This window comes from Streptomyces actinomycinicus, from assembly GCF_016741775.1.
Taxonomy (GTDB): domain Bacteria; phylum Actinomycetota; class Actinomycetes; order Streptomycetales; family Streptomycetaceae; genus Streptomyces; species Streptomyces actinomycinicus.
Map to the genome: position 1 here is coordinate 339,667 of NZ_JAERRK010000008.1, position 15,823 is coordinate 355,489.

At 73.9% G+C, this 15,823-nt stretch carries 9 protein-coding genes and 3 pseudogenes; 6 read left to right on the top strand and 6 right to left on the bottom strand.

The window, feature by feature from the left end:
- Positions 1-190 precede the first annotated feature (190 nt).
- The 3 genes from JK359_RS19215 to JK359_RS19225 all read right to left on the bottom strand — a co-directional run bounded on the left by JK359_RS19215 (position 191) and on the right by JK359_RS19225 (position 3,401).
- Positions 191-1,537 carry a radical SAM protein gene (locus tag JK359_RS19215; protein ID WP_201837125.1) on the bottom strand — a complete coding sequence of 449 codons (1,347 nt, stop codon included), beginning with the start codon at positions 1,535-1,537 and terminating at the stop codon, positions 191-193.
- Between the two features lie 58 nt (positions 1,538-1,595).
- Complete coding sequence (locus JK359_RS19220) at positions 1,596-2,270, bottom strand: pyridoxamine 5'-phosphate oxidase family protein (protein ID WP_201837127.1); 675 nt, start codon at positions 2,268-2,270, stop codon at positions 1,596-1,598.
- Between the two features lie 120 nt (positions 2,271-2,390).
- A complete protein-coding gene (locus JK359_RS19225; protein WP_201837129.1) occupies positions 2,391-3,401 on the bottom strand; it encodes a hydroxyacid dehydrogenase in 1,011 nt (336 codons plus the stop codon).
- Positions 3,402-3,678: 277 nt separating this feature from the next.
- On the opposite strand from JK359_RS19225, the gene JK359_RS19230 reads away from it, so the two are divergent.
- From JK359_RS19230 to JK359_RS19245, 4 genes and pseudogenes are all read left to right on the top strand, one after another.
- A complete protein-coding gene (locus JK359_RS19230) occupies positions 3,679-4,920 on the top strand; it encodes an ROK family protein (RefSeq protein WP_201837131.1) in 1,242 nt (413 codons plus the stop codon).
- Positions 4,921-4,931: 11 nt separating this feature from the next.
- Positions 4,932-6,053, top strand: a pseudogene (locus JK359_RS19235) (glycoside hydrolase); the annotation flags it as partial.
- A 136-nt stretch (positions 6,054-6,189) separates the two neighbouring features.
- Positions 6,190-9,084 carry a glycoside hydrolase family 2 TIM barrel-domain containing protein gene (locus JK359_RS19240; RefSeq protein WP_201837133.1) on the top strand — a complete coding sequence of 965 codons (2,895 nt, stop codon included), beginning with the start codon at positions 6,190-6,192 and terminating at the stop codon, positions 9,082-9,084.
- Between the two features lie 103 nt (positions 9,085-9,187).
- On the top strand, positions 9,188-9,766 hold the full coding sequence (locus JK359_RS19245) for a TetR/AcrR family transcriptional regulator (RefSeq protein WP_201837135.1): 579 nt from the start codon (positions 9,188-9,190) through the stop codon (positions 9,764-9,766).
- Between the two features lie 41 nt (positions 9,767-9,807).
- On the opposite strand, the pseudogene JK359_RS19250 reads toward JK359_RS19245, so the two are convergent.
- Together JK359_RS19250 and JK359_RS19255 are read right to left on the bottom strand one after the other, a co-directional pair.
- Positions 9,808-10,284 (bottom strand): annotated as a pseudogene (locus JK359_RS19250) (isocitrate lyase/phosphoenolpyruvate mutase family protein); the annotation flags it as partial.
- A gap of 16 nt (positions 10,285-10,300) precedes the next feature.
- The gene (locus tag JK359_RS19255; RefSeq protein WP_201837215.1) at positions 10,301-12,163 is read right to left on the bottom strand and encodes a DUF2264 domain-containing protein; all 1,863 of its coding nucleotides are present in this window, start codon (positions 12,161-12,163) and stop codon (positions 10,301-10,303) included.
- Between the two features lie 210 nt (positions 12,164-12,373).
- Between JK359_RS19255 and mmuM the strand changes: the two genes are divergently transcribed.
- Positions 12,374-13,294, top strand: a complete 921-nt coding sequence (gene mmuM, locus JK359_RS19260) for a homocysteine S-methyltransferase (protein ID WP_201837137.1) — start codon at positions 12,374-12,376, stop codon at positions 13,292-13,294.
- Positions 13,295-13,668: 374 nt separating this feature from the next.
- On the opposite strand, the pseudogene JK359_RS19265 reads toward mmuM, so the two are convergent.
- A pseudogene (locus tag JK359_RS19265) lies at positions 13,669-15,383 on the bottom strand (carboxylesterase/lipase family protein).
- Positions 15,384-15,602: 219 nt separating this feature from the next.
- Between JK359_RS19265 and JK359_RS19270 the strand changes: the two are divergent.
- On the top strand, positions 15,603-15,806 hold the full coding sequence (locus tag JK359_RS19270) for a hypothetical protein (RefSeq protein WP_201837139.1): 204 nt from the start codon (positions 15,603-15,605) through the stop codon (positions 15,804-15,806).
- Positions 15,807-15,823: the final 17 nt, after the last annotated feature.

A 15,823-nucleotide genomic window follows, 5' to 3' on the forward strand; every position in this document is an offset into this window, starting at 1 on the left:
CGAGGTCAACTCTCCATAGGGGGAAGGGAGTTGCGAGGAACCTCGCGGCAGGGCACAGAGCTTTCCATGCCGCCGACACAACTGACAAGCGGCCTGTTCAGATCCGGTCACCGACGGTGTCAGGACGGGTGCGCGCCGCGACGGGCCCCCCGGGCTCCGGCCTCCTGTACGGATGCGGACGCGGTTCGGCTCACCGCACTCCCCCGGCCGTCCCGGCGGCCCGCTCGTCCGCGGGCAGGCTGTCCATGAAGGAGCTGACGGAGAACACCGCGCGGCCGGGTCCGGGCGGGCCGTAGCCGGGCGGCGAGGACAGGCCGAAGTCGTCCATCGTCTGCCGGTAGGCCTGGAGCAGACGGATGTGGTACTCCAGCGGCGCGCCCTGCGGGTTGGCCTTGCCGAGCGGGGTGGTGGGCTCGGGGCACCAGGTGGTGAAGCGGGGGGTGATGCCGTGCGACATGAAGAAGCGCAGGCCCTCGGTGGTGGAGGCGATGGCCTCGTCGACGGTGGTGAAGCCGAAGGGCTCGGCCATCTCGACGCCCGCGACGAAGTTGGGGATGACGTTGCGCGGGCCGAAGACCTCCGCCGAGTCCAGGATCCGCTTGTGCCACTCGTCGCGGCCGACGTACCTCTCCTTGCCCGGGCAGTACAGCTCGAACAGGCGGCGGTCCCACACCTCGTAGTTGGGGTGGTAGATCTGCACGCCGTAGTCCTTGAACCGCTGCACGTCGTCGCGGGGCAGCGCCTGGGCGACGACCTTGCCGATCCAGCGGCCCGGGAAGCGCTCCTCGATGGCCTTGGCGTAACGGCCGTAGAAGTCGGCCTCGCCCCGGCCCGCGACCGTCTTGGTGATGGCGCCGCCGGTGAGGGTGTAGGCGGTGGAGGCCTTCTGGGTGTCGTACCGGTCGATGATCTCCAGCGCCTCCAGGACCTCCTCCACGTCCTTGACGCCGGTGTAGGGCCGTCCGGCGGCCTTGTGCTGGCGCCAGTTGTGGTTGATGTCGCAGTACTGGCACTCCTCCTTGGCGCCGAAGTACTGGCAGACCCGGAAGACGGTCAGGTAGATGAGGTAGCCCCACTGGATGGTCGGGGCGACCTCCATCACGGACTTCCCGTTGGAGAGGGTGTGCCGGTAGTACTCGGGCATCGGCGGCACGCCGACGTCGGCGATGCGCTTGCCGTCGAGGTACAGCCCGAGCAGCCCTTCCTCGTCGGCGGCGACCCGGTACGGCGAGGCGGGGTTCACCCGTACGGAGACGACCGTACGCCTGAGGCCGTACGGGCCGCCGGTCAGGATGATCTCCTCCGGGGGCCGGCGCAGCGCGGCCTCGCCCAGCTCGGGCAGGGTGCCGTGGTCGAAGGAGAAGATGAAGTACGACTTCGGCTTGACGTCCCCGGCGGCCTGGTCGGCGGTGTCACTGAGTGCGGATCTGTCGAAGGCGACACCACCGCGGAGCAGGTCCTCCTTGAAGACGGCCTCCCGCGGCACCTGCGGGAACCGCTCCATCAGATCCTCGACCAGCGCGGTACGACTGCCCATCCGTCTGTCTCCTCCCGGCTCAGGCGTACGTCCCTCACCGTATGCCCCCGTCGGCGGCTCAGCCGTGCCGGGTCCCCGCCCGCCGCGCGATGTGCTCCGGTACGGCGATCCCCGCGGGCAGCGCCGGATCGGCCGCGGGCTCGCCCCAGGCGGCGGCCAGCGGCAGGACCCCGGCCCACAGGCCCAGTCCGGCGTCGGGGCCGTCGCCGTCGTCCGGGGCGCCGGAGCGGGTCTTGACGGACGCCTCCTCGAGGGAGAGGGCGAGGAGGGTGGTGGCGGCCAGTTCCTTGCGGCTGGGCTGCCGGGCATAGGCCCACTGGCCGGGCGTCGCGTGCTCGGTCAGCAGGCGCAGGCCCGCGAGCTTCTCCTCCGGGTCGGTCACTTTGCGGGCGGTACCGTGGACCATGGCACTGCGGTAGTTGACGCCGTGCTCGAACACGGACCGGGCGAGTACGAGCCCGTCGACGTGCGTGACCGTCACACACACGGGGGTGTCCCCGGCGAGGCTGCGGCTGGCCACGGAACCGTGCAGGTACAGCCACCGCTCGTCCCGGCCGTACACGGTGGGCACCACCACCGGCCGCCCGTCGAGGACGACGCCCAGGTGGCAGACGAACCCCGCGTCGAGGATCGCTTCCAGTTCGGCCCGGTCCAGGCTGCCCTGTTCCCGCAGCCGACGGTGCCGGGTCCGGTCGGTGACGGGCAGGGCGGGAGGCAGCGGTTCCGAGGTCATGGCCCCGCACACTACCGATACCGCATCGAAGAGGCCAGAATATTACGGAATAAGCAACACAAGGGAGCTTGCGCGACGAATTTCGCAGCACAGTGCCCGGAGCCTCCGGTCTCCCCTGCGTCACGCCGCCCGGTTCAGGGCCGTGTGATCGACCGCGTGCCGCAACTCCTCGCCCGCCGCCAGCCGCTCGGCCTCCTCCACCACGGTGCGGCCGAGGCGGGCCAGCTCATTGCCCTGGGAGCCGGCCAGGTGCGGGGTGAGGAAGGCGTTCGGCAGGTCGTAGAGCGGGGAGTCGGCGGGCAGCGGCTCGGGGTCGGTGACGTCCAGGACGGCACTGAGGCGACCGGTGCGCAGCTCCCCGGTCAGCGCCCGGTGGTCGACCAGGGCCCCGCGCGCGGTGTTGACGAGCACCGCACCGGAGGGCATCAGCGCGAGTTCCCGGGCGCCGATCAGATGCCGGGTCCCGGCGGTCTCCGGGGCGTGCAGGGTGACGATGTCGGCGGTGCGCAGCAGTTCGTCCAGCGGCAGCAGCGCCACACCGAGGCGGGCGGCCTCCGGTGCGTCCACGTAGGGGTCGGCGAGCGTGACGGTGAGGTCGTACGGGCGGAGGAGTTCGATCAGGCGGCGGCCGACGCGGGAGGCGCCGACGACGCCCACGCGGCGGCCGAAGTTGCCGAGGCCGGGGACGATCTCCCCGTAGGGGTGGGCGGCGCGCCGGGCGCGCAGCCGGTCCCGGGAGGCGAAGACGTCCTTGCCGGCGAGCAGGATCACGGCGAGCGCGTACTCGGCGACGGGCAGGGCGTTGGCGGCGGCGGCCGAGGACACGACGATGCCCCGCTCCCACACCCCGGGAGTGGTGAACCCCTTGACCGAGCCGGCCGCGTGCAGCACGGCCCGCAGTCCGGGCGCGGCGTCCAGCACGGCGGGGTCCAGGCGGGGGCAGCCCCAGCCGGTGACGAGCACCTCGGTGCGGGCCAGGGCCGCCCGCACCCGGGGCCCGGTGAAGTCCTGCACCACCAGGGCGGGGTCGATGTCCAGGCACGCACGGAGCCGGGCCAGCAGGTCGGGCGGGAAGAGGTGCGGCACGTTCTGGGCGGTCATGGCGAACAGCGCCTGGGGACGCTCGGGCAAGGAAGGGCCTTCCGGCTCGGTGCGGCACGGGCAGCAGGACACGCAGGACGGCAAGCGTTCTCTACGGTAGATCGGGGCGCTTGCCGGGGCCAGGGAACACGCAACTCTCCGGACCGGGCGCCGGGATGAGGCGCACGGTGACCAACCCGGCACGCCCGGCCTCCTCTTTCTCCAGCCCCTTTCCTAACCCCTTGTGGAAGGCCTCCCGCTGCCCCTAGCCTGACGCTCGCGCCGGCACCGCCCCGGCCGGGACCCACGGCATGGGAGGAGCAGCCCCGTGAAGCGCACATCACGTGACATCCGCACCGCGAACCGCTACGAGGTGCTGCGCCGGATCATCGCCGGGAACCCCACCTCCCGTCAGGAGCTGGCGGCGGCCACCGGGCTGAGCCTCGCCACGGTGGCCACGCTCGTCGGCGAGCTGCTGGACCTCCGCATGATCACCGAGGTCGGGTTCGAGGACTCGGAGGGCGGCCGGCCCCGCGGCCTGGTCGGCGTCAACCCCACGGGCGGCGCGTTGATCGGCGTCGACGTCGCGGAGACGTACGTCCACGCCGAACTGTTCGACCTGGCCCTGAACGTGGTCGCCCGCGCCGAAGTGGACATGGAGCCCGGTGAGAGCCGGCCCGAGCAGGTGGTCGGGCACGTGGCCGCCGCCGTCGGCGCGGTGGCCGCCCGGGCCGGCGTCGAGGCGGCCCGGGTACTGGGCGTCGGCGTGAGCGTGCCCGGGCAGGTGGACCGGGACACCGGAGTGGCCGAGTACGCGCCCAACTGGAACTGGCACGACGTACCGCTGCTCGGCCTGCTCGCCGAACACATCACCCATCCGCTGTACCTGGACAATCCGCTGCGTGCCTGCACCGTGGCCGAGCTGTGGTTCGGGGCGGCCCGGGGCCGTGGGGACGCCGTGGTGGTCAACCTGGGCACCGGGGTCGGTGCCGGCCTGGCCCTCGGTGGCGGCCTGCACCGGGGGGTGAGCAACAGCGCCGGCGAGTGGGGGCACACCACGCTCGTGCTGGACGGGCGGCTGTGCCACTGCGGCAACCACGGGTGCGTCGAGACGTACGTCGGCGCGCCCGGCATCATGCAGAACCTGCGCGAACTCAGTCCCGGTTCACGGCTGTTGCACCCCGGGGACCAGACGGCCACCATCGACGCCCTCGCCCACGCGGTCGCCGAGGGGGACCCGGTCGCGCTCAAGGTCGTCCAGGAAACCGCCCGTTACCTCGGTGCCGGTGTCGCCGACCTGATCAACCTCCTCAACCCCGAGGTGGTCGTCCTCAGCAGCTGGGTCGCGTCCCGGCTGGGCGAGCCGCTGCTCGCCGAGGTCCGCCGGGCCGTCACCCGGCACGCCCTGCGCCGGCCGCTGGCTGCCACCGAGATCGTCCTCTCCCCGATCCCCACCGACCCGGTGTCCCTCGGCGCGGCCACGTTCGCGCTGGAGGGTGCACTGCGGTCCGCCGGCCACCGGACACGCTCCGCCGGTCCCGCGAGGAGCCGTACCGCACCGCCTTCATGACGACGGAAGGGATGCACGTGTCTCACCCCCGCACCATGAGGTCTCTCCTGTCCGCTGCCGCAGCCGCGCTGGCCGTCACCGGCGCCCTGCTCACCTCCCCGTCCGCGACCGCCGCCGGCCCCCGGGCCGTCGCCGAGGTCTCCCCCCGCGCCGCCCAGACCATCGACGACATCGGCGCCTCGGGCGCCTGGCGGGTCAACGACCTGAAGAACTTCGACCCGGAGGTCCGGGCCCGGGTCGCGGAACTCCTGTTCTCGAAGCAGGGCCTGTCCCTCAGCGCGTACCGCTACAACATCGGCGGAGGCGGCACGGGAGTGACCTACGCGCCGCGCGCCCCCGAGGACTTCGTGAGCGCCGACGGCGGTTACGACTGGGGCAGGGACGAGGCCGGCCGTTATTTCCTGTACGCCGCCGCGAAGTACGGCGTCCGGGACCTGATCGGCTTCGTCAACAGCGCGCCCGCCGCGTGGAAGACCAACGGCAAGAGCTGCGGCGGCCGCCTGAAGGAGGAGAACGAGCGGAACTTCGCGACGTACCTGGCCGACGTCACCGACCACTTCGCCCGGCAGGGAGTCGGGCTGGACCACATCAGCCCGTTCAACGAGCCGACCAACGGCTTCGACTCCTGCGGCCAGGAGGGCATGCTGGTCGATCCCGCGCAGCGTGACGACATCGTCCGGGCGCTCGGCGCCGAGCAGCGGGCCCGGCACCAGAGGACCGGCATCATCGCCGACGAGTCCACCAGCACCGTGAAGTTCAACTCCGAGGTCCCGCAGTGGATCTCGCAGCCCGGCACGGCCCGGTACGTCTCCCGGCTCGCCCACCACACGTACGACAACCCCGGCGACGCCGACCGGGCGCAGGTGTACGAGACGTCCAGGGCGGCCGGCAAGAAGTCCTGGTCGACGGAGATCTGCTGCTTCGGCAAGGGCGGCACCGGCTGGGCGCAGGAGTACGACCCGACGATCGACAGCGGGCTGAACCTGCACTTCGACGGCCGGACGCCGCTGCGGGCCGTGCAGGCCGTGCGGACCTCCGCCGACGAGAGCTGGGCGAAGACCACGAAGCCACCGGTCACCGGCGGCACGATGTCGGCGGCGCTCGCGGCCCGGTCGATCACGACGTACGTACTCGCCCCGTAGGCCTTGTGTTCGGTGGTTTCAGCGGCTTCCCGCCGGCGGCAGTACTCCCTCGGGTTCCGGAACGTCGACCACCACTTGATCTTCACGGCGACCGCCATGGCCGTCCCGCCCAGACCTGAGGAGACCGATGTCTTTCCGTCACGCCAACGACTACGTCGAGGACGTCTCACCGGGCTCCGGGGCGCTGCCGCCCCGCGCCTGGTACGCCGGCTCGGACGCCAGGTCCCTCTCGCTGAAAGGCAGCTGGCGGTTCCGGCTGTCGCCGACGGCCGACGCCGAGGACGACTCCTTCGCCCGGACGGACTACGACGCCGCCGACTGGGCGGACATCTCCGTCCCCGGCCACTGGGTGCTCCAGGGGCACGGCGCCCCGATCTACACCAACCACCTCTACCCCTTCCCGGTCGACCCGCCCCGGGTGCCGACCGAGAACCCGACCGGCGACCACCTGCGGTTCTTCGACCTGCCCGCGGACTGGCCGGCCGGCGGCGAGACGGTGCTGCGGTTCGACGGCGTGGAGTCCTGCGCCCGGATCTGGCTGAACGGCACGGAACTCGGCGAGTTCAAGGGCTCCCGGCTCCCGCACGAGTTCGCCGCCGGGCGACTGCTCCAGCCCCGCGGCAACGTGCTCGCGGTCCGTGTGCACCAGTGGTCGGCGGGCTCGTACCTGGAGGACCAGGACCAGTGGTGGCTGCCCGGCATCTTCCGGGACGTCACCCTGCTGCACCGCCCCGTGGGCAGCGTCCCGGACTTCTTCGTGCACGCCTCCTACGACCACCTGACCGGCACCGGCACCCTGCGCGTCGACTCCGGCGTGCCCGGCCGGGTCACCGTCCCGGACCTCGGCATCGACGTCGCGGCCGGCGAGCCGGTGACCGTCCCTGCCGAGCCCTGGACCGCGGAGACGCCGAGGCTGTACGACGGGGTGCTGGCCGCCGAGGGCGAGCGGGTGCCGCTGCGCATCGGCTTCCGTACCGTGGAGCTGTCGGACGGCCTGATCAAGGTCAACGGCCGTCCGCTGCTGTTCAAGGGCGTCAACCGGCACGAGTGGCATCCCGGGCGGGGCCGCGCCCTGGACCTGGAGACCATGCGCGAGGACGTGCTGCTGATGAAGCGGCACAACATCAACGCCGTCCGCACCTCCCACTACCCGCCGCACCCGGCCTTCCTGGACCTGTGCGACGAGTACGGCTTGTGGGTGATCGACGAGTGCGACCTGGAGACGCACGGCTTCACCGAGCAGGGCTGGCGGGACAACCCCGTGGACGACGACCGCTGGACGCCGGCCCTGCTGGACCGGGCGGCCCGCATGGTCGAGCGGGACAAGAACCACCCGTCGGTCGTCGTCTGGTCGCTCGGCAACGAGGCCGGCACGGGCCGGGGTCTGACCGCGATGGCCAAGTGGATCCGCGGCCGCGACGCCTCCCGGCTGATCCACTACGAGGGCGACCACAACTGCCGTGACACGGACCTCTATTCACGGATGTACGCCGGCCACGCCGAGGTCGAGCGGATCGGCCGCGGCCTGGACGGCGGGCCCCGCGGCCGCCGCGAACTTCCCTTCGTACTCTGCGAATACGCGCACGCCATGGGCAACGGCCCCGGCGGACTCGCCGACTACCAGCGTCTCTTCGAACGCCACGGCCGGCTGCAGGGCGGCTTCGTCTGGGAGTGGATCGACCACGGCATCGCCCACCCCGAGCTGGGCTACGCCTACGGCGGTGACTTCGGCGAGGAGCTGCACGACGGCAACTTCGTCTGCGACGGCCTGCTGTTCCCGGACCGGCAGCCGTCGCCGGGCCTGCTGGAGTTCAAGAAGGTGATCGAGCCGGTCTCGGTCACCGGCGACGCGGCGGACGGCACGGTCCGGGTGACGAACAAGTACGACTTCGCCGGGTTGTCGGCGCTGGCGTTCACCTGGTCGTACGAGGTCGAGGGCGAGCCCGTGGAGTCGGGCACGCTCGCGGTGCCCGCCCTGGCGCCCGGCGAGTCCGCCGAGGTGAAGCTGCCCGCCGTGCCCGCCGGGGCGCCGGCCGGCGAGTCGCACTGGACGATCCGGGCGGTGCTCGCGTCGGACACCGCGTGGGCACCGCGGAACCATGTCGTCGCCTGGGGCCAGATCCCGGTGTCGGAGCGCCGGGTGCCGTACGTCGCCGCGACCGCCCGGCCGGCCCCCGGCGACGGGGCGATCAGCCTCGGCCCCGCCGTCTTCGACGCCCGCACCGGAGCGCTGCGGACGGTCGGCGAGGTACCGGTCACCGGTCTGCGCCTGGACGTGTGGCGGGCCACGACCGACAACGACGACGGGGCCGCCTGGCAGGGCGATCCGCGCCACGGGCTGCTGTGGCGCTCGCTCGGCCTGCACCGGATGCGGCACCGGGTGGACGCGGTGGAGGTGGGCGAGGACGCGCTGACGGTCCGCACCCGGGTGGCGCCGGCCGCCCGGGAGCTGGGCCTGTCGGCCGTGTACCGCTGGACGTCGGACGGCGACCGTCTCCGGCTGACCGTGTCCACCTGCCCCGAGGGCGAGTGGACCGTCCCGTTGCCCCGCCTCGGCATCCGCTTCGGTCTGCCCGCGGCCGACCGGGTGCACTGGTACGGCGGCGGCCCCGGCGAGGCGTACCCGGACACCAGGCAGGCGGCGTCGGTGGGCCGCTGGCGGTCGACCGTGGACGGGATGCAGACCCCGTACGTCCGTCCCCAGGAGAACGGGGCCCGGATCGACGTCCGCTGGGCGGAGCTGGGGGGCCTGCGCATCGAGGGCGACCCGGCGTTCTTCCTCACCGCCCGCCGCTGGACCACCGAGCAGCTGGACGCCGCGGCCCACCGCACCGACCTGGTGCCCGGCGCGGCGGCCGGCGGCGGCTCCACCGCGGGGGTCTGGGTCAACCTCGACCACGGACAGCACGGCATCGGCTCCCAGTCCTGCGGCCCGGCCCCGCTCCCCCGGTACCGCCTGAAGGCCGAGCCGGCGGAATTCTCGTTCGTCTTCTCGACGACACCCGGCACCGGGGAAAGCTGACACCCGCCCCGGCCGCCCCGGCACCCACCCGGCCTGGCAACACCTCCCGGGCGAGTGTCCTAGGTTGCCTAGGATCGCTCCTAGGCAACCTAGGAGGCGAGGCATGGCCCGGGTGGGACTCACCGTGGAGCGGCTGGTGGCGGCCGCCGCCGAGATGGCGGACGAGGCCGGCTTCGACCACGTCAGCATCTCCGCGCTGGCCCGGCGCTTCGGCGTCAAGGACGCAAGCCTGTACTCGCACGTCCGCAACCTCCAGGACCTGCGCACCCGGCTCGCGCTGCACGCGGGCGGCGAGCTGATCGACCGGATCGCCGCCGCCGTGGCCGGCCGGGCCGGCAAGGAGGCACTGACGGCGTTCGCCGCCGCCTACCGGGAGTACGCCCTGGAGCACCCGGGCCGGTACGCGGCCACCCAGATCCGCATCGACCCGGCCCTGGTGGCCGACTCCCCCGCCCTGCGCCGCACGGGCGAGATCACCTACGGCATGCTGCGCGCCTACGACCTGGCGGAACCCGACCTGACCGACGCCGTGCGCCTGCTGCGCAGCACCTTCCACGGATACTGCGTCCTGGAGAGCGCGGGCGGCTTCGGCGCGGACCGGGACGTACGGGCCTCCTGGGACAAGGCGGTCGACGCCCTGCACATCGCGCTGGAGCACTGGCCCCGCGAGCCGAGTGCCTGAGGGCGGCCGGGACCGGGCGGCGGGCGGGGTCCGGTGCCGGATCAGGCCGGGGGGTTCGCCGGACGGCTCGCGCAGGCGCCCCGTTCCAGCGCGCGGATGCCGGCGTAGGAAGGGGTCGTACCGTTCGGGGCCCGGTCTGCCACGATGTCGGTCATCGCGTCGAGGGCCGCGCCGAGCGTCCGCCGGTACAGCAGCGAGCCGAGGCTGATACGGCCCACGCCGAGGCCGGCGAGGGCGGCGACCGTGGGACCGGTGGGCGAGTACAGGACGTTGAGCGGGACGGTGGTGTGCCGCACGAGGTCCGCGATGCGCTGCGGATCCGTCAGGCCCGGGACGAACACCCCGTCGGCACCCGCTTCCTGATAGGCGTCGAGCCTGCGCAGGGTCTCCTTCTCGCCGCCGTCGCCCGACCAGTACGTGTCGGTGCGGGCGTTGACGAACTTGCCGGGCACGGCCGCCTTCACGGCGGTGACCTTCGCGGCGGGCCGGCCGGACGGGCCCGGACCGTCCTCCAGGTGGGGTCATGCCGCCACGCTAGGCCCCGGTCGTTTCGGCGCCCGTCGAACCGTCGGACGCCGTCACCGACCACGACGACCCCGCCCCCGGCCCCCCGTCCGGCGCCGTGAACCGGAAGACGGCCACCGGCCCCCCGGACCAGGCCACACGCACCTCGTAGCCGGTGCGGGCGTCACCTCCGGTGTGGCCGGCGTGGGCGGGACGGGCGGCGTGGGCGGGGTTGGCAGTGGGGCCGGCGTGGGCGGCGTTGCCGGCGTGGGCAGTGTGGGCGGCGGGACGCTGTACCGCCACGGTCACCAGGTCGTTGAGGGGCGGCGGGTCGGGCTCACCGGTGAGCCGGGCGAGCGCCACGAAGAGCGTGGGGCCGGGGCAGCCGGTCGCTCCGCTCAGGTCGGGCGCCAGGCCGCTCACCGGGGCGAGTTCGGCCCGTACGCCGTCCCCGGCCGGCCAGCCCGTCACCCGCACCGGAGTTCCCGGCGCCGCGCCCGCCACCAGATGGGCCCGCACCTCCACGGCACCCCGGACGGCCACCACCGTGGTGACGGTGATTCCGGCGCCCACGGTGTGCCGGGAGGCGATCCAGCCGACACCGGCGCCGAGTGGTTCGATGTCCGTACGGCTCGGGTCACCGTCGACGATCACGCTGTTGTCGTACGACGGTGCGGGCGCGGTACGGGTCGAGTAGGCGAGCCGGGTGTAGTAGGGGTCGTAGCGGACCTCCTCGCTGCCGTGGTTGTGCAGCCGGACCAGGCCGTCCGAACGCGTCGACTGGAGCAGCCAGTTGGGGACGCGGACGAGGTGAGCCGTGTCCGCGCGGTCGGCCGGGGAGGGCTGCTCGCGTGCCGTCCACACCTCGTGCCCGGCCGGCAGCAGCAGTCCGAGGAAGCCCTTGCTCGCCCAGTAGGGGGAGGCCGGGCCCGAGTAGTCCTGCACGAGCGACTCGTCGGGGCCGAGCCAGCCGAGCGGGAGGAGGCCGCGTTCGTCGACCGCGCCGCCGTCGAGGAAGTACCGCAGGGTGCCGGAGGCCAGGCGGCGGGTCTCGCCCGGGGCCAGAGGGGTGTGCCCGGTCAGGGCGCCGAGCCAGAGCGGGGCGGTGGCCGCGAAGCGGTAGGTCAGGGAGCGGCCCTGGTGGACCGGGGCACCGTCGGCGCCGAACAGGCGTGCGTAGTCGGTGAGATGGCGGGACAGCCGGCGGCCGTAGCGGGAGAGGAGTTCGCCGTCGCCCGCCAGCCAGGCGTGCAGGACCGTGTACAGGTGCATGGCCCAGCCGTTGTAGTAGTCGAACTTCCGGCCGTCGCCGTCGGTGTACCAGCCGTCCCCGAGGTACCAGTCCTCCACCCGGGCCAGCCCACGGTCGATCGCCTTGCGCGCCGCCGTCTCCCGGTGTCCGGTCTCGGCGAGGAAGCCGCCGACGGTGACCGGGAACAACTCCCAGTTGCACGGCCAGGGTTCCGCGGTGAGCGCGCCGGCCAGCCAGCCGGCGGTCCGTTGCCGCACCGGGTCGTCCAGGCGGTCCCACAGCAGCGGCCGGGTGAGCCGCAGGGCGAGCGCGACGGAGGCGGCCTCGACCAGCGGCTGGCCGCGGTCCGTGATGCGCGGCCAGACGCCGCCGGGCCCGGTGGCGAGGCCTTCGGCGTACCGGCCGAGCACCGTCTCGTCGCGGCGGAAGGCGGCCAGCAGCAGCGTGCGGGCGTATCCCTCCAGGCCGTCGGAGAGCCGTCCGGACCGGCTGACGTGGTCGCCGGGCAGGTGGTACAGGGCGCCGTCGGGGGTGGCGTACGGCTCGACGGCGGCGAGCAGGGCGTCGGCGGCGGCCTCCCAGTGGGCGCGGGTGTAGCCGGTGTGGGGACTCGACGTGCGGTCGTCGGCGGGCAGTTCGATCACAGCGGTGGCCGTCCTTCCTGGCGGACCCCGGAACACCCCGGTTCCGGTCGAGTGTCCCGGACTCCGGCCGTGGTCTGCGCAACTGTGCGCGGGCCGTTTCGGCCGGACTACGGCCGTGGTCTGAGCAACCGTGCGCGGGCCGTTTCGGCCGGACTCCGGCCGTGGTCTGCGCAACCGTGCGCGGGCCGTTTCGACTAGCGTCTTGGCATGAACCGCAACACCTCCCCCAGGCTCGCCGACGCCCTCGCCGCCGGGACGGTCGTGCTCGACGGCGGGATGTCCAACCAGCTGGCGTCGGCAGGGCACGACCTGAGCGACGAACTGTGGTCCGCGCGGCTGCTCGCCGAAGGGCCCGAGGCGGTCACCGAGGCGCACCTCGCCTACTTCCTGGCGGGCGCGAGCGTGGCGATCACCGCCAGCTACCAGGCCACCTTCGAGGGGTTCGGCAAGCGCGGCATCGGCCACGAGGAGGCCGCGCGGCTGCTCGCGCTCAGCGTGGAACTCGCCCGCGAGGCGGCCCGGCGGGCGGCGGACCGGGGCGTCGCACGGCCGTTGTGGGTCGCGGCGTCGGTCGGGCCGTACGGGGCGATGCTCGCGGACGGCTCCGAGTACCGCGGCCGGTACGGGCTGAGCGTGGCCGAGCTGGAGCGGTTCCACCGGCCGCGGATCGAGGCGCTGGCCGCCGCCGCGCCGGACGTCCTCGCGCTGGAGACCGTCCCGGACACCGACGAGGCGGCCGCGCTGCTGCGGGCGGTGCGGGGGGCCGGGGTGCCCGCCTGGCTGTCCTACACGGCCGACGGCCGGCGGACGCGTGCCGGCCAGCCCCTGGAGGAGGCGTTCGCCCTGGCCGCCGACGCGGACGAGGTGATCGCGGTCGGGGTCAACTGCTGCGCTCCGCAGGACGCGGCGCCCGCCGCCGAGATCGCGGCCCGGGTGACCGGCAAGCCGGTCGTGGTCTATCCCAACAGCGGCGAGTCCTGGGACGCGCGGGCGCGTGCCTGGGCCGGCCCTACGACGTTCAGCGCGGCGCAGGTCACGGCGTGGCGGGAGGCGGGCGCACGGCTGATCGGGGGATGCTGCCGGGTGGGTCCGGACACGATCGCCTCGATCGCGTCCGCCGTGGGGTGAGGCCGGTTCACCCGGCCCACGGCGATGCGATCGCCTCCGCCGTGAGCTGAGTTCCGGCCACCGGCCCACCCGCTCGACAGTCCACCGCTCTCACCGGCCCACCCGCTCACCGGCTCACCACACTGCCCAGCCCACCGCACTCACCGGCCCACCCGCTCACCGGCCACCACACTGCCCAGCCCACCGCACTCACCGGCCCACCCGCTCACCGGCCACCACACTGCCCGGCCCACCGCGCTCACCGACCCACCGCACTGCCCGGCCCACCGCACTCACCGGCTCACCGCACTGCCCGGCCCACCGCGCTCACCGACCCACCGCACTGCCCGGCCCACCGCACTCACCGGCTCACCGCACTGCCCGGCCCACCGCGCTCAGCGGCGCAGCGCGCCCACCGAGCGGCGCAGGCGGCGCATGGCGGCGGCGAGTTCGGCGCCGGGGGCGCGGGGGACGTGGTCCCGCGGGGGCGGCGGGGTGGTGGCCGCCGCCCACAGCGCGACTTCCGCGTCCCGGGGACCGTGCGCGACATCCGCGTCCCGGGCACCGTGCGCGACTTGTGTGTCCCGGGGACCGTGCGCGACATCCGAGTCCCGGGGACGGTGCGCCACGTTCGCGTCCCGGGGACCGTCTGCGGTGCGCGCGGCGTCTGCGGCTGCGGCTGCGGCTGCGTCTGCGTCTGCGTCTGCGTCTGCGTCGAAGATCCGTACCGGATGGGTGGCGTCCCAGGCGGGCCAGCCGGGGTCCCCGGTCGTCACGAACCGGACCCACGCCGTGTGCATCGCCTCGCACAGCTCCTGCGGGGCGCCTTCGCCGGCCAGTTTCTTCGACTCGGGCGCGTCCCCGGTGGCGAACACGAAGCCCAGCTCCAGGGCGTGACAGGCGCCGAGGCCGGGGAGGCCGGAGGGCCAGGCGAACTCGTAGAGGTAGGAGGTGCCCGGGCGGGCGTCGGCGATCCGGTGCAGCGGGACCCGCAGCAGGTGGTCGGTGACCATCTGGCCGACGATCTCGGCGGCCCCGGCGTCGGGGTGCAGGGCACGGTAGCCGCGGGGCACCTCGTGGCCGGCGTGGCAGCGGGCCATGGCCCCGGCCAGGGCGACGGCACCTAGCCGGTCGACGCGCTCCACCAGGCCTCCCGGCACCAGCCACAGCCGGTACTCGTCCCGGGTCCAGCCCATGAGCAGGTCCACGCCGGGGGCGGCGTCGCCGTCAACCAGGGCCTTCAGCGGGTCGCGGGGCACCAGGTCGCCGTCCACGACGACGCCGAAGGCGGGTCCGCCCAGCACCGGGCTGCTCAGCCGGCCGGCCTCGGCCTGGGTGCGCAGCAGCAGCTCCCGGTCGACGGCGGCGAACGCCTCCGCGGTGGCGGGGACCTTCAGCCGGGTGGCCATGCGGCGCACCATCCGCCGCACCTTGTCCCGGTCCGAGACCTCGGGCGCCCCGCTCTGCAGCACCGCCCGCCGGACCAGGCCCCGGGCCTGGGGCGCGGCGAGCAGGACGCCGGCGCTGATCGCGCCGGCCGACTGCCCGCCCAGGGTGATCCGGTCCGGGTCGCCGCCGAAGGCGCCTATCGACTCGTGCACCCAGCGCAGGGCGGCGAGCTGGTCGCGCAGGCCGGGGTTCGGGGCGCGTCCGGGAACAGTCCGTACCCTTCGACGCCCAGCCGGTAGTTGACCGAGACGCAGACGACACCGTGGCGGGCGAAGGCGGCGCCGTCGTACACCGGGACGGCCGAGGATCCCCTGGTCAGGGCGCCGCCGTGCAGCCAGAGCAGCACGGGGAGCCGGGCGCCGGGGGCGGGCTCGGGGGTCCACACGTTGAGGTTGAGGCAGTCGTCGCCGGGGATCACCGGGTCGGACAGGTACTGGGCGAACGCCTCGGAGTACGGCGGTTTCGGCGCGGTCGGCCCGAAGGCGCCGGCGTCGCGCACTCCGTCCCAGGGCTCGGCGGGCGCGGGCGGGCGGAACCGCCGGGGGCCGAACGGCGGGGCGGCGTACGGGATGCCCCGGAACACCGCGACGCCATGCTCGTACCGGCCGCGTACGGCCCCGTGGGGCGTCCTGACCACGGGGCCCGTCAGGTCTGCCGCCATCGCCCACCAGCCCTTCGCGGTGCTCACCGCACGGGACGGCGCCCGTGCGCCGTTGTCATCAGAGCACCACAGGGCGCGGACGTATTCCGGTGCACAGACCGTTCGCTGGGCCGTTCGGAGTACCCGGGGCGCCGTGGGAGCGGCGCCGGGCACCCGGTGGGCCGGCGGCAGGGGGCGTGCCGGCGGTGACCGACACCCACCCAAGATCGTTTACCGGGCATGGAGCACACCACGCGTACCGCCGCGGCCCTCGCCGTGGCCGCAGCCGCCCTGGTCACCGCCTACGGCACGGCACACGCCGCCTGCCGCACCCTCGCCCCCGGACAGCAGCGCGCCACCGTGGCCGCTCCCACCGGCGAGCAGGACCCGAAGGAGGACGTCGAGGTCGACGAGAACGGCCGCCCCGACCTGAGGGAGGACTGAGCCCGGGGCCCGGGAGA